The 22,337-nt window shown below is 71.7% G+C and carries 24 protein-coding genes; 9 read left to right on the top strand and 15 right to left on the bottom strand.

Annotated elements, in window-relative coordinates; genetic code table 11:
• Positions 1 to 84: 84 nt before the first annotated feature.
• A complete protein-coding gene (locus ASF35_RS11670) occupies positions 85 to 891 on the top strand; it encodes a thioesterase family protein (protein ID WP_055967483.1) in 807 nt (268 codons plus the stop codon).
• Between the two features lie 56 nt (positions 892 to 947).
• On the opposite strand, the gene ASF35_RS11665 is transcribed toward ASF35_RS11670, so the two are convergent.
• Both ASF35_RS11665 and ASF35_RS11660 read right to left on the bottom strand, forming a co-directional pair.
• Positions 948 to 1,421 carry a DUF2306 domain-containing protein gene (locus tag ASF35_RS11665; protein WP_055967480.1) on the bottom strand — a complete coding sequence of 158 codons (474 nt, stop codon included), beginning with the start codon at positions 1,419 to 1,421 and terminating at the stop codon, positions 948 to 950.
• Positions 1,418 to 1,852: a MarR family winged helix-turn-helix transcriptional regulator gene (locus tag ASF35_RS11660; protein WP_055967478.1), complete on the bottom strand. Its 435-nt coding sequence runs from the start codon at positions 1,850 to 1,852 to the stop codon at positions 1,418 to 1,420. Before ASF35_RS11660 ends, ASF35_RS11665 begins: the two co-directional genes overlap by 4 nt.
• Positions 1,853 to 1,949: 97 nt before the next feature.
• Between ASF35_RS11660 and ASF35_RS11655 the strand changes: the two genes are divergently transcribed.
• Positions 1,950 to 4,916, top strand: a complete 2,967-nt coding sequence (locus ASF35_RS11655) for an EAL domain-containing protein (RefSeq protein ID WP_055967475.1) — start codon at positions 1,950 to 1,952, stop codon at positions 4,914 to 4,916.
• A gap of 25 nt (positions 4,917 to 4,941) precedes the next feature.
• Here ASF35_RS11655 and ASF35_RS11650 read toward each other — a convergent pair whose 3' ends face one another.
• Positions 4,942 to 5,445, bottom strand: a complete 504-nt coding sequence (locus ASF35_RS11650) for a dihydrofolate reductase (RefSeq protein ID WP_055967472.1) — start codon at positions 5,443 to 5,445, stop codon at positions 4,942 to 4,944.
• A gap of 8 nt (positions 5,446 to 5,453) precedes the next feature.
• A complete protein-coding gene (locus ASF35_RS11645) occupies positions 5,454 to 6,266 on the bottom strand; it encodes a thymidylate synthase (RefSeq protein ID WP_055967469.1) in 813 nt (270 codons plus the stop codon).
• A gap of 51 nt (positions 6,267 to 6,317) precedes the next feature.
• On the opposite strand from ASF35_RS11645, the gene ASF35_RS11640 reads away from it, so the two are divergent.
• From ASF35_RS11640 to ASF35_RS11625, 4 genes are read left to right on the top strand one after another with little or no spacing between them, the layout of a single operon-like run.
• The gene (locus ASF35_RS11640) at positions 6,318 to 6,818 is read left to right on the top strand and encodes a hypothetical protein (protein ID WP_055967467.1); all 501 of its coding nucleotides are present in this window, start codon (positions 6,318 to 6,320) and stop codon (positions 6,816 to 6,818) included.
• A complete protein-coding gene (locus tag ASF35_RS11635) occupies positions 6,812 to 7,330 on the top strand; it encodes a GNAT family N-acetyltransferase (RefSeq protein ID WP_055967464.1) in 519 nt (172 codons plus the stop codon). Before ASF35_RS11640 ends, ASF35_RS11635 begins: the two co-directional genes overlap by 7 nt.
• Entirely contained in the window at positions 7,327 to 8,034 is a 708-nt protein-coding gene (locus ASF35_RS11630; protein WP_055967461.1) for an AzlC family ABC transporter permease, read from the top strand. Before ASF35_RS11635 ends, ASF35_RS11630 begins: the two co-directional genes overlap by 4 nt.
• The gene (locus tag ASF35_RS11625; RefSeq protein WP_055967458.1) at positions 8,031 to 8,333 is read left to right on the top strand and encodes an AzlD domain-containing protein; all 303 of its coding nucleotides are present in this window, start codon (positions 8,031 to 8,033) and stop codon (positions 8,331 to 8,333) included. The genes ASF35_RS11630 and ASF35_RS11625 overlap by 4 nt, the downstream gene beginning before the upstream one ends.
• A gap of 7 nt (positions 8,334 to 8,340) precedes the next feature.
• Here ASF35_RS11625 and ASF35_RS11620 read toward each other — a convergent pair whose 3' ends face one another.
• The 6 genes from ASF35_RS11620 to ASF35_RS11595 all read right to left on the bottom strand — a co-directional run bounded on the left by ASF35_RS11620 (position 8,341) and on the right by ASF35_RS11595 (position 14,938).
• Positions 8,341 to 8,943 carry an alpha/beta hydrolase gene (locus ASF35_RS11620; protein WP_055967455.1) on the bottom strand — a complete coding sequence of 201 codons (603 nt, stop codon included), beginning with the start codon at positions 8,941 to 8,943 and terminating at the stop codon, positions 8,341 to 8,343.
• Complete coding sequence (dapB, locus tag ASF35_RS11615) at positions 8,943 to 9,692, bottom strand: 4-hydroxy-tetrahydrodipicolinate reductase (RefSeq protein WP_055967452.1); 750 nt, start codon at positions 9,690 to 9,692, stop codon at positions 8,943 to 8,945. The genes ASF35_RS11620 and dapB overlap by 1 nt, the downstream gene beginning before the upstream one ends.
• Before the next feature lie 9 nt (positions 9,693 to 9,701).
• A complete protein-coding gene (kynU, locus tag ASF35_RS11610; RefSeq protein WP_055967449.1) occupies positions 9,702 to 10,913 on the bottom strand; it encodes a kynureninase in 1,212 nt (403 codons plus the stop codon).
• A gap of 114 nt (positions 10,914 to 11,027) precedes the next feature.
• Positions 11,028 to 13,280: a polyribonucleotide nucleotidyltransferase gene (locus tag ASF35_RS11605; RefSeq protein WP_055967446.1), complete on the bottom strand. Its 2,253-nt coding sequence runs from the start codon at positions 13,278 to 13,280 to the stop codon at positions 11,028 to 11,030.
• A gap of 266 nt (positions 13,281 to 13,546) precedes the next feature.
• Positions 13,547 to 13,837, bottom strand: a complete 291-nt coding sequence (gene rpsO, locus ASF35_RS11600) for a 30S ribosomal protein S15 (protein ID WP_055967444.1) — start codon at positions 13,835 to 13,837, stop codon at positions 13,547 to 13,549.
• A gap of 126 nt (positions 13,838 to 13,963) precedes the next feature.
• Positions 13,964 to 14,938 carry a bifunctional riboflavin kinase/FAD synthetase gene (locus ASF35_RS11595; RefSeq protein ID WP_235499150.1) on the bottom strand — a complete coding sequence of 325 codons (975 nt, stop codon included), beginning with the start codon at positions 14,936 to 14,938 and terminating at the stop codon, positions 13,964 to 13,966.
• 113 nt (positions 14,939 to 15,051) lie between these two features.
• Between ASF35_RS11595 and ASF35_RS11590 the strand changes: the two genes are divergently transcribed.
• From ASF35_RS11590 to ASF35_RS11580, 3 genes are read left to right on the top strand one after another with little or no spacing between them, the layout of a single operon-like run.
• A complete protein-coding gene (locus tag ASF35_RS11590; protein ID WP_055967441.1) occupies positions 15,052 to 15,351 on the top strand; it encodes a hypothetical protein in 300 nt (99 codons plus the stop codon).
• Between the two features lie 39 nt (positions 15,352 to 15,390).
• Entirely contained in the window at positions 15,391 to 16,848 is a 1,458-nt protein-coding gene (locus tag ASF35_RS11585) for a cell wall metabolism sensor histidine kinase WalK (RefSeq protein ID WP_055967437.1), read from the top strand.
• Positions 16,845 to 17,504 (top strand): response regulator transcription factor, encoded by a 660-nt coding sequence (locus ASF35_RS11580; RefSeq protein WP_055968550.1) that lies wholly within the window; start codon positions 16,845 to 16,847, stop codon positions 17,502 to 17,504. The genes ASF35_RS11585 and ASF35_RS11580 overlap by 4 nt, the downstream gene beginning before the upstream one ends.
• 734 nt (positions 17,505 to 18,238) lie before the next feature.
• Here ASF35_RS11580 and ASF35_RS11575 read toward each other — a convergent pair.
• The 5 genes from ASF35_RS11575 to rbfA form a co-directional block, all read right to left on the bottom strand.
• A complete protein-coding gene (locus ASF35_RS11575) occupies positions 18,239 to 19,093 on the bottom strand; it encodes a serine/threonine-protein kinase (RefSeq protein WP_055967435.1) in 855 nt (284 codons plus the stop codon).
• The gene (locus ASF35_RS11570) at positions 19,093 to 19,542 is read right to left on the bottom strand and encodes a hypothetical protein (RefSeq protein ID WP_055967432.1); all 450 of its coding nucleotides are present in this window, start codon (positions 19,540 to 19,542) and stop codon (positions 19,093 to 19,095) included. Before ASF35_RS11570 ends, ASF35_RS11575 begins: the two co-directional genes overlap by 1 nt.
• A 110-nt stretch (positions 19,543 to 19,652) precedes the next feature.
• Positions 19,653 to 20,885 carry a phosphatidylserine/phosphatidylglycerophosphate/cardiolipin synthase family protein gene (locus ASF35_RS11565; RefSeq protein ID WP_055967429.1) on the bottom strand — a complete coding sequence of 411 codons (1,233 nt, stop codon included), beginning with the start codon at positions 20,883 to 20,885 and terminating at the stop codon, positions 19,653 to 19,655.
• A 50-nt stretch (positions 20,886 to 20,935) separates the two neighbouring features.
• The gene (gene truB, locus ASF35_RS11560) at positions 20,936 to 21,820 is read right to left on the bottom strand and encodes a tRNA pseudouridine(55) synthase TruB (RefSeq protein WP_055967426.1); all 885 of its coding nucleotides are present in this window, start codon (positions 21,818 to 21,820) and stop codon (positions 20,936 to 20,938) included.
• A complete protein-coding gene (gene rbfA, locus ASF35_RS11555) occupies positions 21,817 to 22,278 on the bottom strand; it encodes a 30S ribosome-binding factor RbfA (RefSeq protein ID WP_055967423.1) in 462 nt (153 codons plus the stop codon). The genes truB and rbfA overlap by 4 nt, the downstream gene beginning before the upstream one ends.
• Positions 22,279 to 22,337: the final 59 nt, after the last annotated feature.

The following is a 22,337-nucleotide window of genomic DNA, read 5'->3' as shown; positions in this document are numbered from 1 at the left end:
GGTCGTCCAGGTGCCTCGTCGCGCGACGTCCACGTGCGGCACCGCGCGTGCGGGCCAGGCAAGGCGCGTCGCTACCGTCAGCCCATGACGACGTACGAGCTCGACCGTGCCATCGCCTCGACACCCGGCGACGACGGCCTGCGCCACCTCGTCCTCACCGCGGACTGGAACACCCCCAACGGGACGGCCAACGGCGGCTACGTGCTCGCCGTGCTCGCCCGCGCCACGCTCGACGAGGCCGCCACCACCGCCCATGCGCACCCTGACCTGCTCACCGTCTCGGTGAGCTACTTCAAGCCGCCGACACCGGGCGATGCCGCGGTGGAGGTGACCACGTTGCGCGTCGGTCGACGCGTGTCGGTCCACCAGGCAGTGCTCCTGCAGAACGGCGCCACCGTCGCGCACGCGGTCATCGCCCTGCACGACTGGGACGCCGCCGGCTCGGCCGAGCACACCCCGCACGGCGCACCCCCCGTCGGCGGGCCCGACGACGGCGTCGACGTCTCCGGGTACGTGCCGTCCGGGGCGGTCCCGATCGTCGACCGCTACGAGGTCCGTCTGCCCGAGGTCCCCGGCTGGCTGCGTGGCGAGCCGAGCGGCGATCCCGAGGCGAGCGTGTGGGTCCGCCCCAAGGACGGCCGACCGATCGACGCCGTCGCGGCCGCTGCCATCGTCGACGGCTACCCGCCCGTCACGGCCGAGCTCGGACTCCTGGCCTCCGCCACCGTCCAGCTGACCGTGCACCTGCGCCGCCGCCCCGAGACGGCGTGGGCGCTGATGCACGTGACGACCCGCCACGTGGTGCACGGCTACCACGACGAGGACGTCGAGCTCTGGGACGACCAGGGCCGCCTCGTGGCACAGAGCCGGCAGCTCGCCGTCCTGTCCTGACCTTCGGGGCCCACGCCTCCGGCGCGGCTCTCAGGACTGGTGGCCAGGGCAGGTCGTCAGGGCTGGGGCACGACGGCGGCGTCGACGACGCGGCCGACGCCGATGACCGCGGCCGCGGTCGCCAGGACGGCCAGACCCGCGACACCTGCGGTGACGGCGTCGTGCACCACGAGCTGCGGGATCGCGCGGTCCGGCACCGCCGCCGCGGCGATGCCGGCACCCACCAGCCCGATCCAGTTGCCCGTCATGGCAGACCGGTGGTCGCGGATACGACCTTGCCGTGCGCCGAGGATGCCGAGCGGAACCGTGACCAGCGTGACCACCGAGAGCGCGTGCAGGGCACTGAAGTGCCCGGGCCGGATCTCCTGGATCCAGAACGACGAGGCGGCCACGAACATCAGCGCGACGACCCACACCCGCCCGGCCACGCGATGCCCCTGGGTGCCGCGCGGGCCCCGGAAGAGCTGCCACGCCCCGACCAGGAGCGCGACGACGGCGGCGAAGGCATGGGTGGCGATCAGGGGTGTCATGACAGCTCCGGCTTCAGGAGGGCGAGCAGGGGGTCGGTGACCGAGCGCACCTGGTCGGCGGTGACGGTGGTCGCGGCCAGGAGCTGCTCGAACGAGGACTCCAGCAGCCGTCCCCCGTCGGCGACGAGCGTGGATCCCGCGTTGGTGAGCTGCACGACTCGACGATTGCCCGCCCCGTCCGTCCGGGTCGCGGTGACGAGCCCGGCCTCGACCAGCGACTGCACCATCCGACTGGCCGCGGGTGCGGAGACGCCACGGGCGCCGGCGAGCTCGACCTGAGTGGGCGCGCCGAGCACCTGGATCGTGACCAGGGTCAGGAACCGGCCGTAGCTGATGTCGAACGACTCGCCGAGCATGCGGTCGGCCGCGGCGTCGAGCGCCGAGACGAGAGTGTGCAGCCGGTAGGCCGGTTGCGTCGGGTCGTAGGTCACCCGATCATGGTGCACAGATTAAGTTACCTACGTCAATATGCAGTCGTCAGTGGTCTCAGGTCCGCCACGTGACCCCGGCTCGCTCCTACCCTGAGCCATGACGAGGGACACCCGCGCCACGCCGGTCGGGGACCGACCGACCCTGCGCACCGCCGCCCCGTTCGTCGCGGTCGGCACGCTCGGCCTCCTCGGCCTCCTCGTACCGCCCCACCCGGAGTCGACGACACCCGTGCAGCCGTGGCACGTGGTGGCACTCTTCGCCGTCACCCTCGCGATCCTCGCTCGCAGCCTCACGTCGCCGGTACGCACCTGGGCCGATCCCGGTGCCCCGCTGTTCTTCTTCGTGGTGATCGCCGCCGCGCGCGAGGTCAGCGGCGGCGCCATGGGCGGCGGGGGCGGGCTCGTCGCGCTCCCCGTCCTGTGGTTGGCCCTGTTCGGTCGCCGCAAGGACCTCTGGCTCTCCGCCCTGGCCACCCTGGTGCTCTTCCTGGTGCCCGCACTGCTCATCGGCGATCCGCGCTACCCCACCAGCGGGTGGCGGATGGCCCTCATCTGGACGGGCGTCTCCCTCTTCATCGGCCCAGCCATCCAGGACGTCGTGCGCCGTCTCGCCGTCGAACGGCGCGAGCACCAGCGGGCGGCGGCCGAGGCGCGCGGCCTGCTGGGAGGCGCGCGACTGAGCAGCATGATCGCGACCGACCGCGCCGGGTTGATCACGTCCTTCGGCGTGGGGGCCGAGCACCTCCTGGGGTACCGAGCCGTCGAGGTCGTGGGACGCGTGAACGTCTCGTCGTTGCACGACCCGCAGGAGCTCGCGGCCACCGCGACGGCCCGCGACAGCGACCCGGGGCACGTCCTCGCCGAGCTCGCCGCCGAGGACGCGCCGAGCCAGGTCTGGACCTACCTGCGCGCCGACGGGACGAGGATCTTCGTGCGCCTCGCGGTCACCGAGCTCCGCCACGACGACGGCACCGTGGTCGGCTACCTCCACGTCGCCATCGACGCGACTGCCGCGGTCTCGGACCAGCGCCGGCTCGCGGCCGCAGAAGCCCGATGGCGCACGGTGATGGACCAGCTGCCGGACGCGACGGTCGTCGTCGTCGACCCGTCGATGACCATCGAGCTCGTCGCCGGGGCCGGGGCCATGCGTCAGGGGATCGAGGGCAAGGTGGGACAGCCGCTCGATGCCTTCTCGGGACCGGTCAACATGGCGATCTGGAACCGGCTCGTCCCGCTCGCCATCGACGGCACCACGTCGGAGGAGGACCTCGCGGCGACCCGCACCGGGGACGAGCACCACGTCGTCGTCACGCCCCTGGACACGGCGGACGGTCCACGCGCACTGATCGTGGCGCGCGACGTCAGCGCGGAGCGTCGGCGTGAGCGCGAGGTGGCTCGGGCCCGGGACCGCGCCGAGCACCTCTTCCTGGACGCGCCGCACGGCATCGCCGTCCTCGACGCCGACGGTGTCGTCCTCGAGGTGAACGGCGCACTCGAGCGGATGCTGCCGCTCCCCGCGGGAGCGCTCGTGGGCCGGAACCTCGTCGACCTCTCCCCCGACCCGGAGTCCAGCCGACGCCTCCTGGCCGAGCTCGACGAGAGCCCGGCGCGCCTCGCGACCACGTCGTGGACGTGGGAGTCCAACGACGACCACGTGGTCCACCTCTCCCTGTCGCTGGCACGACTGCGAGCCGACGAGGACACGTCGTCGGACGACATCATCGTCAACGTCGTCGACGTGTCGGACCGCCAGCGCTACGAGCTCCAGCTCACCCACATGGCCGACCACGACGCACTCACCGGTCTGGTGAACCGGCGCCGCTTCGACCGCGACCTCGAACGCCACCTCGTGGAGTGCCGCCGCACGGGGGCACGCGGCGCGCTCCTCCTGCTGGACCTGGACCACTTCAAGGAGGTGAACGACACGCTCGGGCACCGGGCCGGCGACGAGCTGATCTCCTCGGTCGCCGCGGTCCTGCGCCGCGAGCTGGGGGACGCGGACATCGTGGCGCGACTCGGCGGCGACGAGTTCGGAGTGCTCCTGCCGTCCGCGGGACCGGAGGAGGCGTCAGCGCTCGCGAACCGACTCGTCGAACGCATCCGCGACCACACGGCGACCCTCGACGGGACGCGGCGGCGGGTCACGGCCAGCGTGGGAGTCCTGCCGATCACCTACGCCGACAGCCTGTCCGGTGACGACGCCCTCGCGACGGTCGACATGCTCATGTACGACGCGAAGGACGCAGGCCGCGACCGGGCCGCCGTGCTCGGTGTCGCCCTGAACGAGGTCCCCCGTCTCGGGGCGCGACTGCGCTGGCGCGAGCGCCTCGAGCACGCGCTCGAGCACGACGACTTCGAGCTCCACCTCCAGCCGATCCAGCACGTCGCGTCGGGACGGATCACCGGCGCAGAGGCGCTGCTGCGCATGCGGGACCCCGACGGGGCTCTCGTGATGCCCGGCCGATTCCTCTACATCGCAGAACGTGCGGGTCTCATCGCGGCCCTCGACCGCTGGGTCCTTGCCCATGCGCTGCCGATCCTGACCGACCTGCAGCGGGTCCGGCCGGGCTTCGTGCTCGAGGTGAACGTGTCCGGGCTGACGATCGGCGATCCCGAGCTGGAACGGATGATCGTCTCGGCAGCCACCTCGGGTGCCTTCCCACCGCAGTCACTCGTGCTGGAGATCACGGAGACGGCGGCGGTCTCCGACCTCGAGAACGCGCGTGGTTTCGCCCGACGGGTCGCGTCGACCGGATGCCGGCTGGCCCTCGACGACTTCGGCGCGGGGTTCGGGTCCCTCTCCTACCTCAAGCACCTCGACTTCGACCTGCTCAAGATCGACGGCGAGTTCGTGGCCGACTCGCACCGCAACGGTGTCGACCGGACGATCCTGCGATCGGTGGTGGCCATGGCGAAGGCGCTCGGCAAGGAGACGGTCGCGGAGTTCGTGGCCGAGGGAGCCGTCCTCGACGTGGCCCGCGCCGAGGGCGTCGACTTCGCCCAGGGGTACGTGATCGGGCGTCCGGTCCACCACGACGACTTCGCGGCGACCTACCTCGACTGAGGCCCGGGGCCGACGGCGCGCCGGGTCAGGCGCGCACGTAGGTGACGATGTCGAACGGCACCCGCTCGGGCTCCGGTCCGACGTGCGGGACCCGGCCCGCCTCGTGCCAGCGCTCCCAGTCGATCCGCGGGAAGTACGTGTCGCCGTCCGGCGCCGCGGCCACGCGGGTGACCACCAGGACGTCGACCAGGTCGCGTTCGAGCGCCGCAGCGTAGACCTGGGCGCCACCGACCAGGAACACCTCGTCGTCGAGCGACCGGGCACGGTCGAGCGCCTCGTCGAGGGAGTGCGCCACCTCGACACCCTCGGCGCTCCACCGCGCGTCGCGGGTGACGACGATGGTGGTGCGGCCCGGCAGCGGCCGGCCGATGGACTCGTACGTGGCCCGCCCCATGACCATCGGGTGGCCGAGCGTGAGCCGCTTGAAGTGGGCCAGGTCCTCGGGGAGCCGCCAGGGCAGGGCGCCGTCGACCCCGATCACCCGGTTGGCGCCCATCGCGACGACGAGCGTGGTGGTGGCGGTAGTCATGCGTGTGCTCAGACGGCGATCGGTGCCTTGATGCCCGGGTGGGGGTCGTACCCGGTGACCTTGACCGAGTCCAGGGTGAACCCGTCGATGCTCGTGACCGACGGGTCCAGCCACAGCTCGGGCAGGGGGCGCGGCTCGCGCTCGAGCTGCAGGCGGGCCTGGTCGAGGTGGTTGAGGTACAGGTGCGCGTCGCCGAAGGTGTGGACGAAGTCGCCCACCCGCAGCCCGGCGACCTGCGCGACCATGTGCGTGAGCAGCGCGTAGGACGCGATGTTGAACGGCACGCCGAGGAAGACGTCGGCCGACCGCTGGTAGAGCTGGCACGACAGGCGGCCCGGGCCCCCGTCGTCGGCCGGTGCGACGTAGAACTGGAAGAAGGCGTGGCAGGGCGCGAGCGCCATGGCGGGCAGGTCGGCCACGTTCCAGGCGCTGACGATGTGGCGCCGGGAGTCCGGGTCGGCCTTCAGCGACTCGATGACACCCACCAGCTGGTCGATCGTCTCGCCGTCCGGCGTCGGCCACGAGCGCCACTGGTGGCCGTAGACCGGCCCGAGGTCGCCGTTCTCGTCGGCCCACTCGTCCCAGATGGTGATGCCGTTCTCGCGGAGCCACCGGGTGTTGGTGTCGCCCGAGACGAACCAGAGGAGCTCGCCGACGACCGACTTGAGGTGCACCTTCTTGGTGGTGACCAGCGGGAACCCGGCCGTGAGGTCGAAGCGCATCTGGTGCCCGAACACGCTGCGGGTGCCGGTTCCGGTGCGGTCGCCCTTCTCGACGCCCTCGTCGAGGATCCGGCGGACGAGGTCGAGGTAGGCCTGCATGCTCCGGAGGATACCCGCCGACGCCGACAGGTCCTGTGCGAAACTCTGGTCGTGCCCCTCGCCGAGTACGAGGCCTCCCCGCAGGAGGTCCGCCGCTTCGCCCTCCTGCAGATCGGTCTGACCGCAGGCTTCATGACGCTGATCTTCCTGGCCCTCGGCGGTACCGACGCCGATCTTCCGCCGTGGTGGCTGCTGGCGGCGCTGCTGCTGGTGGTCGTGGTCGCCGCCGTGCTCTCCGAACGAGTCTGGCTGCAGGCCTCCCCGCTCGATCCCGACGACGACCCCGACGACCTCGAGCGCCGCGCGATCGGCATCTACGCCGCGCAGACGGTGCGCAAGCTGATGTTCTGCGAGGCGTCCGTGCTGCTGGCGATCCTCGTCTCGTTCGTGGGCACCTGGGGCGGCTGGCCGATCCTGCTCGCCGGGGTCCCGGGCCTGTTCCTGCTGGGCTTCGAGACGTGGCCCGGCCTGCGCAACCTGACCATGACCGCCGCGATGCTCGAGGCCGAGGGCGCCGAGACACGACTCGTCGAGAGCTTCCGGTCGTGGTGACCGCCGACGTGAGCGTCCGGCTCGCCTGGCCCGACGACGTGGCGGCGATCGCGACCGTCCAGCAGGCCGCCTGGCGTGACGCCTTCGGGGACATGACCACCGTCGACGTCGCCCCGGCGTGGCACGCACTCCTCACGACTCCCCCGGACGCTCGCGCCCGGGTGCTCGTCGCGCTCGAGCAGGCCACGCTCCGCGGGGTGGCCTTCGTGCACCCCTGCCACGACCCCGACGCCGACCAGGTCGCCGACGGCGAGGTCGGCGAGCTGCTGGTCGACCCCGGCCACCGCGGCGAGGGTCACGGCTCGCGGCTGCTCCAGGCCGCCATCGACACGTTGCGCGCCGACGGCTTCGAGCGAGCCCGGTGGTGGCTGCCCACGACCGACGACGCCCTGCGAGCCTTCGTGGTCGGCACCGGGTGGGCCGCCGACGGGGCCCACCGTGAGCTCGCCGACGAGACCGGCGCCCACACCGTGAAGCAGGTGCGACTCGTCACCTCGTTGGTCGAGGAGTGAGCGACCGCTCCCCCGACCCACCCAGTGCCGCCCGTCGCCGAGTCGTGGCCGACTCCCTGGGGGTCGGCGTGGCCACCGGTCTCTACGGCGTCTCGTTCGGCGCCCTGGGCACCGCGTCAGGACTCAGCGTCCTGCAGACGTGCGTGCTGTCCCTGGTGGCCTTCACCGGTGCCTCCCAGTTCGCCTTCATCGGCGTGGTCGCGGCCGGCGGAGCTCCGCTGACCGGTGCCCTCACGTCCGTGCTGCTGGGCACGCGCAACCTGTTCTACGGTCTCAGCCTCGCCTCGATCCTGCGTCTCACCGGGGTGCGGAGGACCCTGGGCGCGCACCTCGTGATCGACGAGTCGACGGCCGTCGCCGTCGCCCAGCGCGACCACGTCCTCGGCAGGCTCGGGTTCTGGTGGACCGGCGCCTCGATCTACCTGTTGTGGAACCTGTCGACCCTCGCCGGCGCGCTCGCGGGCACCGCGATCGGCGACCCCCGCACCTACGGGCTCGACGCCGCGGTCGGCGCGGCGTTCCTGGCCCTGCTCTGGCCACGCCTGTCCGGAGCACTCGCCCGGGTCGTCGCGCTGGTCGGCGCCGGGGTGGCCCTGGGCCTGGTGCCGCTCTCCCCCGCCGGCGTGCCGATCATCGCCGGCGGCGCGGTGGCCGTCGCGGCAGGCCTGCTGCTGCGTGACCGGCTCGGACGGCCCGCGTCGTGAGCGCCACCTGGCTGGGCATCGTGCTCACGTGCGTCGGCTGCTACGCCCTGAAGCTCGCCGGGCTCTCGGTGCCGGAGCGGGTCCTCGAGCACCCCGCCACCCGACGTGCCGTCGACCTGATCCCGGTGGCTCTTCTCGGTGCCCTGGTGGCCGTGCAGGTGCTGGCCGACGGACAGCGCGTCGCCGTCGACGCGCGCCTTGCCGCCCTCGCCGTGGCGGCGGTGCTGCTGGTGCTGCGTGTGCCGTTCCTCGCCGTGGTGGGGGCAGCAGCCCTCAGCGCCGCCCTCCTGCGTCTGTAGCCCCGGGTCAGCCGACCACGACGGCGGCGACGTCCTCGGCGTGGTCCTCGACGACGGAGAAGTGGTCGGCGTCGAGCTCGTGCAACGTCGTGGGCCAGCCCGCGTGGTTCCACTGCCGGTGGACGGCGCGCACCTCGTCGATCGGTGTCCGCTCGTCACGCAGCCCGGTCACGAACGCGACCGTCGTCCCGCGCGCCACCGGTGGCGACGCCGGTCCGAGCATCGCGCCGCTGATCGGGTCGGCGCGAGGGAACGGAGCGGCGGCGACGCAGACCGTACGTGCGAGGCCGACCCCGAGCCGTCGCTGGTTCAGGGTGAGGCTCGCTGCTGCGACGCCCCCGCGGGACCAGCCGACGAGCACCAGACCGTCGGGATCGTGGTCAGCGGTCTCCCGGGCGAAGCGTAGGGAGGTCAGCAGGTCGGCGCGTCCGCCGTCCGAGGAGGTCACATCCCAGTCCGGCGTGACGGTCCGGTGCCCGGACGTCGCCACGGCGGTGGCGAGTCGGGCGAGGGCGTGGCGCTCGTTCGGGCCGGAGCCGTGCCAGAGCAGGACGGTGGGACCGTCGCCGACGACGTCCGCCACCCGACCGGGCGCGTACGCGACCTCCATCAGTCGCCGAGGCCGAGGACCACGTCGAGACCGACGGTGACACCCGGCCGGTCGGCCACGTGACGCACGGCCGCCACCACGCCGGGCATGAACGACTCCCGCGTGGACGAGTCGTGCCGCAGGCTCAGGATCTCCCCCTCGCCGCCCAGGAGCACCTCCTGGGACGCGACGAAGCCACGCGAGCGCACGGCGTGCACCGTGATCCCGTCGACCTGGGCACCCCGAGCACCGTCGGGGTCGGTGGTGGTGGCGTCGGGGACCGGCGGCGAACCGGCCTCGGCGCGGGCGGCCGCGATCAGCTCGGCCGTGCGGACGGCCGTCCCCGAGGGGGCGTCGACCTTCGCAGGGTGGTGCATCTCGATCACCTCGACGGACTCGAAGAAGGGCGCGGCCGTGGCGGCGAAGCGCATGAGGAGCACCGCGCCGATGGAGAAGTTGGGCACCACGAGCACCGAGACCCCGGTGCGCTCGTGGACGGCCGTACGCACCGACCGCAGCCGCTCGCCGTCGAATCCCGAGGTGCCCACGACCACGTGCACCCCGCGCTCGATGCACCACAGGACCTGGTCGAGCGCCACGTCGGGCGTGGTGAAGACGAGGGCCACCTCGGCTCCGGACTCCCCCACCAGGTCGATGGAGTCGCCGACGTCGACCTGGGCGACGACCTCGATCCCGTCGGCGGCGTCGAGCGCCTCGACGGAGGTCGAACCCATGCGCCCACGGGCGCCCAGCACGGCTACACGAGTCATGACCTCAGGCTATCGAGCGAGCACGTCGCGCAGCACCACGAGCCCGGCGTGCAGCTCCGCGAACGACGTGGTGAGGGGCGCGAGCCCGAGCCTCACCAGGTCGGGCTCGCGGAAGTCGGGCACCACGCCACGGTCCACCAGCGCAGCCGTGACGGCGCGCGCGTCGGGGACCCGCACGGTCACGTGACCACCGCGACGTGCCGCGTCACGCGGTGTGACGACCTCGACCGGACTGCCGTCGGCGGCCAGCACGTCGAGCGCGTCGATCGCGAAGGACGTGAGCAGCACCGACTTGACCCGCACTGCGTCCACGCCCGCCTCGGCGGCCATGGCTGCACCCTCGCGCACCGCCAGCAGGCCGGCGACGTTCGGCGTCCCCGACAGCAACCGACGTGCGTCCACGGCGGGGCGGTAGTCGTCGGCCATGGCGAAGAGGTCGTCGGCGCTCCACCAGCCCGGCAGCGGCTGCTCGAGCACGGGGAGGTGGCGAGCCGCCGCGTACAGGAACGCCGGTGAGCCCGGTCCACCGTTGAGGTACTTGTAGGTGCAGCCGACCGCGAGGTCCACGCCCGCGGCGTCGAGCGCGGTGGGCACCACCCCGACCGAGTGGCACAGGTCCCACACGACCAGGGCACCGGCCGCGTGCACCCGGTCGGTGAGCGCGGCCAGGTCCAGCAGGGCGCCGGACCGGTAGTCGACGTGGCTCAGCAGCACGACGGCAGTGCGCTCGTCGAGCACGGCGTCCAACGAGTCGGTCAGGTCGCCCTCGGCGTCACGCTCGATCGTGACCAGCTCCATGCCACGGGCTGCCGCCACGTGCGACGCCAGGTAGCGGTCGGTCGGGAAGTCGCCGGCGTCGACGACGATCCGGCTGCGTCCGGGCACGATCGACGCCGCGGCGTGCAGGGCCTTCGCGATGCAGATCGACGTCGAGTCGGCCACCACCGTCTGACCGGGTGCGGCACCGACGAGGGCGCCCACCTCGTCGCCCACCTCGACCGGCAGCTCGGTCCAGCCCTCCGACCAGCCACGGATCAGACGGCTGCCCCACTCGTCACGCACGAACGAGGCGAGGCGCTCTCGCGTGCGCAGAGGCAGCCGACCCAACGAGTTGCCGTCGAGGTAGGCCACCATGTCGGCGTCGAGCACGAACTGCTGGCGGTACACGGCCAGCGGGTCGGCAGCATCGAGCGCGGCGGCGCGCTCACGGAAGTCGGTCATCTCGCGGATCGTCTCACGCCGAGGGCCGTGACCCCACCTCCCGGTCGACCGCCCGGACCGAACGCGACGAGGCCCCCACCCCCGAAGGGGTGAGGGCCTCGTGACGTGGACCGATCAGGCGTCCGTGGACTCCTCGGCGTCGGCCGGGGCCTCGTCGGTGGCGTCCTCGGGAGCTGCGTCCTCGGGGACGGGGATCAGCGAGATCTTGCCGCGGTCGCCGAGCTCGGCGATCTGGACCTGGATCTTCTGGCCCACCGAGACGACGTCCTCGACGTTGTTCACGCGCTGGCCGCCGTTGAGGTCGCGCAGCTTGCTGATGTGCAGCAGCCCGTCCTTGCCCGGCGAGAGCGCGATGAACGCACCGAAGTCGACCGTCTTGACGACGGTGCCGAGGTAGCGCTCGCCGACCTCGGGCATCGTCGGGTTGGCGATCGCGTTGATGGCGTCGCGCGCACGGTCGGCCGCACCGCCGGCCTCGCCGGCGATGTAGACGGTGCCGTCGTCCTCGATCGAGATCTTGGCGCCGGTGTCGTCCTGGATCTGGTTGATCATCTTGCCCTTCGGGCCGATGACCTCGCCGATCTTGTCGACCGGCACCTTCACCGTGATGATCTTCGGGGCGAACTCGCTCATCTCGTCGGGCGCGTCGATGGCCTCGGACATGACGTCGAGGATCGTCAGGCGCGCACCCTTGGCCTGCGTGAGGGCACCGGCGAGCACGTCGGCGGGGATGCCGTCGAGCTTGGTGTCCAGCTGCAGGGCCGTGATGAACTCGGGCGTGCCCGCGACCTTGAAGTCCATGTCGCCGTACGCGTCCTCGGCACCGAGGATGTCGGTGAGGGTGACGTACTCGGTGGCGCCGTCGACCTCACCGGAGATGAGGCCCATCGCGATGCCCGCGACCGGGGCGCGCAGCGGCACACCGGCGTTGAGCAGACCGAGCGTCGAGGCGCAGACCGAGCCCATCGACGTGGAGCCGTTCGAGCTCAGCGCCTCGGAGACCTGACGGATCGCGTAGGGGAACTCCTCCTTGGTGGGCAGGACCGGCAGGAGCGCGCGGCCGGCGAGCGCACCGTGGCCGATCTCGCGGCGCTTCGGCGAACCGACGCGGCCCGTCTCACCCGTGGAGAACGGGGGGAAGTTGTAGTTGTGCATGTACCGACGCGTGCTCTCGGGGCTCAGCGTGTCGAGCTTCTGCACCAGGTCGAGCATGTTCAGCGTGGTCACGCCCAGGATCTGGGTCTCGCCACGCTGGAACAGGGCCGAGCCGTGCACGCGCGGGATGACGCCGACCTCGGCCGACAGCTCACGGATGTCGGCGAGTCCACGACCGTCGATGCGCACCTTGTCGCGGAGCACACGCTGGCGGACGAGGCTCTTGGTGACGGCACGCAGCGCGGCACCGACCTCCTTCTCGCGACCCTCGAACTGCTCGCCGAGCTGGTCGAGCACGTCGGCCTTGATCTGGCTCTCGCGGTCCTCGCGATCGGCCTTGGAGGAGATCGTGAGGGCCTCGGCCAGCGGGCCGGAGGCGGCTGCGGCGACGGCGTCGTAGACGTCGTCCTGGAAGTCGAGGAAGACCGGGAAGTCCTGGACGGGCTTGGCCGCGGCCTCGGCGAGCTGCTGCTGCGCCTCGCACAGCTGGCGGATGAAGCCCTTGGCGGCGTCGAGGCCACCGGCCACGACCTCCTCGGTGGGCGCCTGGACACCGGACTGCACGAGGTCCCAGGTGTTCTCGGTGGACTCGGCCTCGACCATCATGATCGCGACGTCGCTGGAGCCGTCGGCCTGCGTGGCGATGCGGCCCGCGACGACCATGTCGAACACGGCGTCCTCGAGCTGGCTGTGCGTCGGGAAGGCGACCCACTGGCCGTCGATCAGGGCGACGCGGGTGGCGCCGATCGGACCGGAGAACGGCAGGCCCGAGATCTGCGTGGACGCGGAGGCGGCGTTGATGGCCAGCACGTCGTACGGGGTGTCGGGGTTCAGGGCCAGGACCGTGATGACGACCTGGACCTCGTTGCGCAGACCCTTCTTGAAGGTCGGCCGCAGCGGGCGGTCGATCAGGCGGCAGGTGAGGATCGCGTCCTCGCCCGGGCGGCCCTCACGACGGAAGAACGAGCCGGGGATGCGTCCCGCGGCGTACATGCGCTCCTCGACGTCGACCGTGAGGGGGAAGAAGTCGAAGTGGTCCTTGGGGTGCTTGCCGGCCGTGGTGGCCGAGAGCAGCATCGTGTCGTCGTCCAGGAACGCGGACACGGAGCCGGCGGCCTGGCGAGCGAGCTGACCCGTCTCGAAACGGATCGTGCGGGTACCGAAACGACCATTGTCGATGACGGTCTCGGTGGTGTGGATGGAGTCGGACATAGAAGTCCCTTCTCGCGACGGTCGTCGCGCGGTGGGACGAGCTCCGGACCTGCCGTGATGATGGCCTTCGGTCTTCGATCGAGGCCCGCGGCGCGGCGATCGCCGTCCCGAGGGCCACTACCGAGGACCGGACCCGACGTGGCGGCTCTCGTCCGTGGATGTGTCGATGTTCAGTTGTGGTGGGCGGTCGTCCAGGTCCTACGACCTGGGCGGGCCCGGATGCGGATCAGGCGGCCACCCCGACTGGGGAGACCGCCTGATCGAAGTCAGCGACGCAGACCGAGGCGCTCGATGAGCGAGCGGTAGCGCTCGATGTCCTTGGCCTGGAGGTAGTTGAGCAGCCGACGGCGCTGGCCGACGAGCAGCAGCAGGCCACGACGGCTGTGGTGGTCGTGCTTGTGCTCCTTCAGGTGCTCCGTCAGGTGCGAGATGCGCTCGGTGAGCAGCGCGACCTGGACCTCCGGGGAGCCGGTGTCGCCCTCGCTGCGGGCGTACTGCTTGATGATCTCGTCACGCGGCGTGCCGGCGACGGTGGGGGCAGCGGTCTTCTTAGACATTCTTCTCCTGGGAGGTCGTTGCACGGCGCTCCCGGGCATGTCCACCGGGGCTCTGATGATCCGTGGGCGTTGGTACGCCGCCTGCCAGGCTATCAGCGGGCGGCACCTCCAGGCGAATCGCCCGGGTCAGGACGGTCGAGCGAGCACGGCGCGGGCGGCGTCGACGTCGGCGTGCATCTGCTCGACGAGGGCCTCGACACCCTCGTAGGCCACCATCGAGCGCAGCCGCTCGACCAGCTCCACCCGGACGGTGCGTCCGTAGAGGTCGAGGTCGTGCCCGTGGTCCATCACGTAGGACTCGACCCGCCGCTCGGTGCCGGCGAAGGTCGGGTTGGTGCCGATGGACACGGCCGCCGGGTAGGCGGCGTCCCCGGTGACGAGGCGACCGGCGTAGACCCCGTCGGGCGGGACGCAGTACCCGGCGTCGACCGGGACGTTGGCGGTAGGGAAGCCGAGGTCACGGCCACGGCGGTCACCGGGGACGACCACGCCGTCCACCTCGTACGGACGGCCGAGCACCGCTGCGGCCTCGGCGAGACGGGCCTCGGCGACGAGACCCCGCACCCGCGTGGACGACCAGGTGCCGGACCCGTCGTCCCCCCGCGCCTCGGCGTCCCCCACGAGCGTGAGCGCGTCGGCCGAGCAGCCGTGCTCGGCGCACAGCTCGCGCAGCACCTCCGTGGTGCCGGCGGCCTTGGCGCCGAACGTGAAGTTCTCCCCGACCACCACGTGACGGGCCCGCAGCTGCTCGACCACCACGCGCTCCACGAACTCGCGAGGTGACCAGGAGGCCATCTCGCGGTCGAAGTCGAGGACGCGGACGTGGTCGGCCCCGCGCACTCCGGGCGCCGGCTCGAGCAGCAGCTGCACGCGGCGCTCGAGCGACGTGAGACGGGCGGGGACCCGCTCGGGGGCGAAGACCGCGACCGGGTGCGGCTCGAAGGTCACGGCCACGACCGGCAGACCGCCGGCGACCTCGCGCGTCCGCTGCAGCAGTGCCTGGTGTCCTCGGTGGACGCCGTCGAACGTCCCGATGGTGACGGCGGAGTCCTCGGCGATCGGCGCGGTCGACGCCCCGCCCAGCTCTGTCCACGTGGCCACGCCAGAACTGTGCCACAGCGGCGCTCGCCGCACGCGTGCGCGGTGACGTTCGATGAGAGTTCTCTCATCGCCACCTCATCGTGGCGAGGTGCTCCGTGCGGCACAGTGTGCGCATGACGCGTTCCCGCCTCCTCGTCCCCCTCGTCGTGGGGGTCGCCTTCGTGCTGCTCGGCATCGTGGCGGCGCGCGTCGTGGCGCAGGACGACGCACCGGCCGGCGACTTCGCCCCCGTGACGGTGCCGACGACGAGCTCCACCCCGACCCCGACCCCCACGCCGTCGCCGACCCCGTCGGCGGACGACGACGACGATGACGACGACGACTACGAGCGCGTCCCCCAGACACCGCGCCCCATCGACGATGATGACGACGACGATGACGACAGGGACGACCGGGACGACGATGACGACTGACCTCCTTGCCCGGCTCCGCCGTGGACGCAGGAGCGACGCGTGGACGTGAGCCGCAGCCCCCGCTACTCCGTCCGCCAACGTCTCACCGCCGCCGTCGCGCTCCTGACGGCGGCGGCCCTCGTCGCCGTCGGTGCCACGCTCTTCGTGCTCGAGTCGCGCCGCATCGACCGCGTGATCGACACCAGCCTGGCCCAGGAGGTCGGCGAGCTGCGTCGGCTCCAGGCCGAGGGAGTCGACCCGGAGACGGGCGAACGGTTCGCCGACCCCGACCGCCTGATCGCGTTCTTCCTGTCCCGCAACGTGCCCGACGCCGAGGAGAACCTCTGGCAGTTCCCCGTCACGGGCAAGCCCACGTTCGTCGGCGAGGGCCAACGGGCGCTGCGCACCTCACCGCGGTTCCCGGCCCTGGTCGAGCGGCTCGAGACCGCAGGCGGCGTGGCCGACCTGACCGTCGCCGACCGCGACTACCGCGTGGCGGTCCAGCCGGTGGAGCAGGGATCCGAGCGCGCCTCCTTCGTCGTCTCGCACGACGTGAGCGAGTCACGCAACCAGCTGGACGAGCTGATGGTCACCTACGCCCTGCTCAGTGCGCTGTCGGTGGTGCTGATCTCCGCGATCGCTTCGTGGCTCGCCGGCCGACTCCTCTCCCCCGTGCGCCGCCTCCGTGAGACCGCGCAGGGGATCACCGAGGGTGACCTGAGCGGACGGCTCGAGGTGAGCGGCAACGACGACCTGAGCGAGCTGCAGCGCACGTTCAACGACATGCTCGACCGCCTGGAGGAGGCCTTCGCCAGCCAGCGTCGACTCCTCGACGACGCCGCGCACGAGCTGCGCACCCCTCTCACCGTCCTGCAGGGGCACCTGGAGGTCCTCGACCTCACCGACCCCGACGACGTGCGCACGACCCGCGTGCTGCTGCTCGACGAGATCGACCGGATGACCCGGCTCGTGAACGACCTCCTGCTGCTCGCCAAGGCCGAGCGTCCCGACTTCGTGCGGCTCGAGCGCACCGACGTCGAGGCCCTGACGGTCGGTGTGCTGGAGCGAGCCCGCGGGCTCGCGGAGCGTTCCTGGGTGCTCGACGGCGTCGCGCGCACGACGGTGGAGGTCGATCCACAACGCATCACCCAGGCGCTGCTCCAGCTGGCGGACAACGCCGTCCGCCACACGGCCGCCGGTGACGAGATCGGCATCGGATCGCGCCTGCACGAGGGGAACGTCGAGCTGTGGGTCCGCGACACGGGCTCCGGCGTCTCGCCCGCGCTGCGTGAGACGATCTTCGAGCGCTTCTCGCAGGGCGAGGACGAGCACGCCGGCTTCGGCCTCGGGCTCTCCATCGTCGCGGTGATCGCCCGGGCCCACGAGGGCCAGGTGGTGCTCGACGAACCCAGCACTGATGGGCCGAGAGCCGACGAGCACGGCACGAGCGACCATGGACCGACCAGTGGCACCGGCGCGACGTTCCGGCTGGTCGTCCCGGCAGGAGGACAGTGGTGAACCGGATCCTGGTGGTCGAGGACGAGGACCGCATCGCCTCGTTCGTGTCCAAGGGCCTCAAGGCCGAGGGGTTCACCCCCACGGTGGTCGCGGACGGCGTGAGCGGGCTCGACTACGCCCTCACCGGCCCGTTCGACCTGATGATCCTCGACATCGGCCTGCCCGGCCTGGACGGGTTCACCATCCTCGAGCGTGTGCAGGCCGAGCGCCCCGAGCTGCCGGTCATCGTGCTGACCGCCCGCGACTCGGTGACCGACACGGTCCAGGCGCTGGAGGGCGGCGCCGCCGACTACATGAGCAAGCCGTTCCGCTTCGCCGAGCTGCTGGCCCGTGTGCGGCTGCGGCTCCGCTCCCCCGCCCAGGCCGCCCCGGACGACGAGCTCGTGGCCGGTGACGTCCGGCTGGACCTGCGTCGGCGGCGGGCCTACGTCGGCGAGCGGGAGGTGGAGCTCTCGGCCCGCGAGCTCTCGCTGGCCGAGGTCCTCATGAGCCACCGTGGTCAGGTCCTGTCGCGTGAGCAGCTGCTCTCGCACGTGTGGGGCTACGACTTCGACCCCGGCTCCAACGTCGTGGACGTCTACGTCGGGTACCTGCGACGGAAGCTGGGTGCCGAGCTCGTCACCACCGTGCGGGGGCTGGGGTACCGGGTGGACTGAGGTCCTCCCGGCATGCTGCGTCGCCGTGGCTGGGTCTTTCCGTGCTGCTGCGTCGCTGCCGCAGGGGCTTCGCTTGCTGCTGCGTCGCTGCCGTAGGGGCTTCGCTTGCTGCTGCGTCGCTGCCGTGGGGCCTTCACGTGCTGCTGCGTCGCTGTGGCTACGAGTGGGCCCGGTCTCCGAAAGGGCCTCGACCGGACCGGGGGTCTGGGCTCGGCTGGGCCTGCGGGGCGCGGCCACGATTCTTCTTCTGTGCGGGATACGCGCACGATTCTTCCTTCGCGTGGACCGTGCCTCGCGAAGGAAGCATCGTGGCGAGGAAAAGGGCCCCGTACGGGCAGGGATTCTCCCTTTTGGTGGACCGTCCCACGCAGAAGGAGAATCCCTGCCCATCCGTCGTGCACCATCGCCCGCGGACGCAGGGTTCTGCCTTCGAGTGCAGAACCCCGAACGATGCTGCGTTCACGACGGAATCCGGACAGGAACGCAGCATCCTTCAAGCTCTCACGCTCCAACGCAGAATCTTGCGTCCCCCGACCCGCGCTCCGAGAACTCACCCGTGCCCAGACCCGACCGCCGGTCGAGGCCCTTTCGGAGCGCAGGTCGACTCGCAGCCACAGCGACGCAGCAGCAGGACGAAGCCCCACCCCAGCGACGCAGCAGCGAGCGAAGCCTTAGCCGAGCGACACAGCCGCAGGTCGAGACCCGGACGGACGGCTACGCAACGACGAAGAGGCTCAGCGCTTCAGCGTGAACCCCGACAACCGGGCGCTGGGCAGGCCGGCGATCATCGGCTCGAGGTCGTGCGCGATCTGCGTCGGCGTGGGACGCGCCGCCGGGTCGGGGTCGAGGCAGCGGCCGATGAGGTCGGCGGCGCCCGGGTGCACGTGGGCGGGAAGCGGCTTCGGCTCGTCCTGCAGCTGGGCCCAGCGCGGGTCGCGGTCGAAGGCGCGGAAGCCGGCCGCGGCGCGGAACAACGTGGCGCCCAGGCCCCAGACGTCGGCCGCGGGACCGACGGTGCCGCGCTCCCCCGGCAGGCACTGCTCGGGGGCCATGTACTCGTCGCTGCCGACCGCGTGGTCGAGGGCGGCGGCCTCGGAGGCGTCCAGGGCGACGGACAGGTCGATCAGCTGGGCCGGCGAGCCCATGATGACGTTGCTCGGCTTGATGTCGAGGTGGAGGACGTCCTCACCGTGCAGGTAGTGCAGCACCGACGCGAGCTCGAGCGCCAGCGGCAGCAGCTGGTGCTCGGGGACCGCACCGTGCTTGCCGATCAGGCGCGAGAGGTTGGGACCGTCCACGTGCTCCAGCACGAAGTACGGCCGCTCGGCCTCGTCGTCGTAGGAGAAGACCCGCGTGATGCCCGGGTGCGCCAGCCGCGACAGCAGCCCGATCTCGCGGTCGAAGCCGGCGCGCGAGGCGGGGTCCTCCACGTGGCCGGGCCGCAACACCTTGACGACCACGGGGGCGTGCAGGCGCTCGTCGAAGGCGAGCCACGCCTCGTAGACGGTGCCTCCCCCGAGGTCCTTCACGGCCGTGAGGCCGGGGGCGATCTCGTCGCCCCCGGCCAGGCCCCAGCGGTCGTCGGACATCAGCTGTTCGTGTCGTTCGTCGGGGCGGTGTTCTTGGTCGGGGCGCTCGGCGCGGTGTTCTTCGTGGGCGCCGACTGGACCGTCTTGGCGGTGTTCTTGGTGGGAGCCGACTGCACCGTCTTGGCCGTGTTCTTCGTCGGCGCGGTGTTCTTGGTCTGCGCCGTGTTCTTGGTGTTGGCCGTGGGGGCCGTGTTCCGGGTCTGCGCGGTCTGAGCCGTGTTGGCCGTCTGCGCGGTCACCTGCGTGTTGAGGTCGTCGTCGCGGCCGTCGCGGTCGTCGTCATCGTCGTCGGCGGCCGGCACCGTCCACGAGGTGCTGGTGTCCTCGCGCTTGAGGGCGGGGTCGCGGTCGGTGTCGTCGGCGTTGGCCGCCGACAGGGCGAACCCGGCGGTGCCGAGGGCGAGGGTGCCGGCGACGGCGGCGATTCCGGTGCGGACTGAGAGCTTCATGGTTCCTCCTGGTGTCGATGTGATGCCCTCACTCTCGCCAGCGCCCGTGAGCCCTCCGTGAGACCCCGATGAGAGGACTCTCATGCGCGGGTCCGCACCGGTCACGCACCTCAGAGCAGGGGTCGCAGCGGGGTGAGCAGCAGCTCGCACGCCCGGGCCACGAACGGCCGCGACTGCCACTGCTCGAGGGTGAGCTCGCGGCAGTTCTCCAGGTCCGTCTCGAAGACCCGCTCGAGATGCTCGGCGAGGTTCGGGTCGATCACCTCGAGGTTGATCTCGTAGTTGCCCGTGAGGCTCAGTCGGTCGATGTTGGCGGTGCCGACCGTCGACCAGTGGCCGTCGATCGTCATGGTCTTCGCGTGCACCATCGCGTCCTGGTACAGCTGGATCCGCACGCCGTGCCTCAACAGCTCGCCGTAGAACCCGCGCGACAGCCAGTCCGCCACGACGTGGTTGCTGATCTCGGGCACGATGATCGTCACCTCGACGCCCCGTGACCGCGCGTCGAGGAGCGCCCGCAGGATGTCGTGGTCGGGGATGAAGTAGGCCGCCGTGATGTGCACGTGGTGCCGCGCACGGTCGATCGCCTCCAGGTACATCCCGCGGATCGGGAACACCAGCTGCTGCGGGACGTTGCGGTGGGCCCGCACCGTCGGCTCCCAGCTGGCCTCGCCCAGGGGCTCGATCCGCACCGGGTGGCGGTCGTTCCAGAAGTCGATGAACGCGTTGTCGAGGTCCCACACCGCGGCGCCCTCGACCTTCAGGTGCGTGTCGCGCCACTGCGTCGCGTAGAGCGACCCGACGTTGTAGCCGCCCACGAAGCCGACCTGGTCGTCGACGACCAGGATCTTGCGGTGGTCACGCCCCCACCGGCGCGGGTTGAAGGGTTGCAGCCCGGAGTTCAGGACGGGGAACCGCAGCACGTGCACGCTCGGCGGGAAGCGCAGGAAGGACCGCGGCACGACGAGGTTGGCGAACCCGTCGTAGATCACGTGCACGTGGACGCCTCGTTCGGCAGCGGCCACGAGCTCCCGCTTGAACTCGGCACCGACCTCGTCGGCCTTGAGGATGAAGGTCTCGAAGAGCACACGGGTCCGGGCGCCACGGATGGCCGCCAGCATGTCGGCGTAGAGGTCCTCGCCGTAGGTGTACGTGGTGGCGTGGTTCTCCTGCCCGACGGGCAGCGTCAGCGGCGCGACGGTCGGGAAGGGCTTCTGCCCGCCGGCGCGCAGGATCTTGCGCACCTTGGTCGTGAGCATCAGGCCCGAGACGATCCCGACGACGGAGAGGAACCAGGTCTGCAGGGGGCGCCAGAGGAGACCTCGGGTCGAGATGCGAGCCACGGCGTCACCCTAGGACATCGTGCGACCGACACGTCCTCGTTCGGTGCCGCTCACACGAAGACGGCGACCGCCCGGGCGTCGGGGCCGCGCTGCTCGTAGAGCGCGAGGAAGGCTCCGTCGGGCGCGAACAGCGCCACCGGGCCGTCGTGACCGAGAGCGGTGCCGGTGAGCGCGCGCCCGAACCGCACCTCCTGAGCGGCGGACTCGTCGAGGTCGATCGACACGAACGCCGCCCGCGCCGCAGCGTCGAGATCCACGTGGATCCACGAACGCTCGAGCTCCTCGAGCGTGCTGGCGACGTCGAGGCCGAAGCCGCCCACCCGGGTGCGCCGCAGCATGGTCAGGTGGCCGCCCACCCCGAGCGAGGCGCCGAGGTCGCGTGCGAGCGCGCGGACGTAGGTGCCGCTGGAGCACACGACCCGGGCGTCGACTTCGACCACGGGGGTGCCGTCGACGTCGACGTGGCGCACGTCGGTGACCTCGAAGGTCGAGACCGTGACCGGCCGCGCCGCCAGCTGGACGTCCTCGCCGGCCCGGACCCGCGCGTAGGACCGCTTGCCGTCGACCTTGATGGCCGAGACCGCGGTCGGCACCTGCTCGATGTCGCCGGTCAGCGGCAGCACCGCGGCCCGGACGTCGGCCTCGCCGATGCCGGAGGCGTCGACCTGCTCGAGCAGGTCCCCCTCGGCGTCGTCGGTCACGGTGGTCTGCCCCAGCCGCATCGTGGCGAGGTACTCCTTGTCGGCCAGCTGCAGGTGGCCGAGCAGCCGCGTCGCACGTCCGACCCCGAGCACGAGCACACCCGTGGCCATCGGGTCGAGCGTCCCGGCGTGACCGACCTTGCGCGTCCCGGCCAGGCGTCGGGTGCGCGCGACGACGTCGTGCGACGTCCAGCCTGCGGGCTTGTCGACGACGACCAGCCCCACGGGGCTCATGCGCGTCCGTCGTCCTCGTCGTCCTCGTCGGACGACTCGTCCGTGCGGGGCTGCTTGTACGGGTCGGGGTCGCCGGCGTACTGCGCGCCGGCCGACTCCGCGGCCACGCGCTCGTCGATCTCGCGCGCCCTGGCCAGCAGGTCCTCGATCTGGCGTGCCGTCTCGGGCACCGCGTCGAGGAAGAACTCGAGCGTGGGCGTGTGCCGCGTCCCGAGCTGCTTGCCGACCTCGGCCCGCAGGAGCCCGGTGGCGCTGCGGAGCGCAGCGCCGGTGTCGGCGATGGCCCGCTCGTCACCCATGACGGTGTAGAACACCGAGGCGTTCTGGTTGTCACCGGTGAGCCGGACGTCGGTGATGGTCACGAAGCCGAGACGCGGATCCTTGACCCGACGCTCGAGCATCTGGGCGATGATCACCTTGATGCGGTCAGCGAGCTGCTGGGTGCGCTGTCCGGCCATGATTCCTCCTCGTCCGGCACCCTCGTGCCGGGTCAGTACAGGTGCTGGGTCGGGCCCGA

This window comes from Aeromicrobium sp. Leaf291 (assembly GCF_001423365.1).
Taxonomy (GTDB): Bacteria; Actinomycetota; Actinomycetes; order Propionibacteriales; family Nocardioidaceae; genus Aeromicrobium.
Note: the sequence above shows the minus strand (reverse complement) of the source record. Positions and strands in the feature narration are given on the sequence as shown.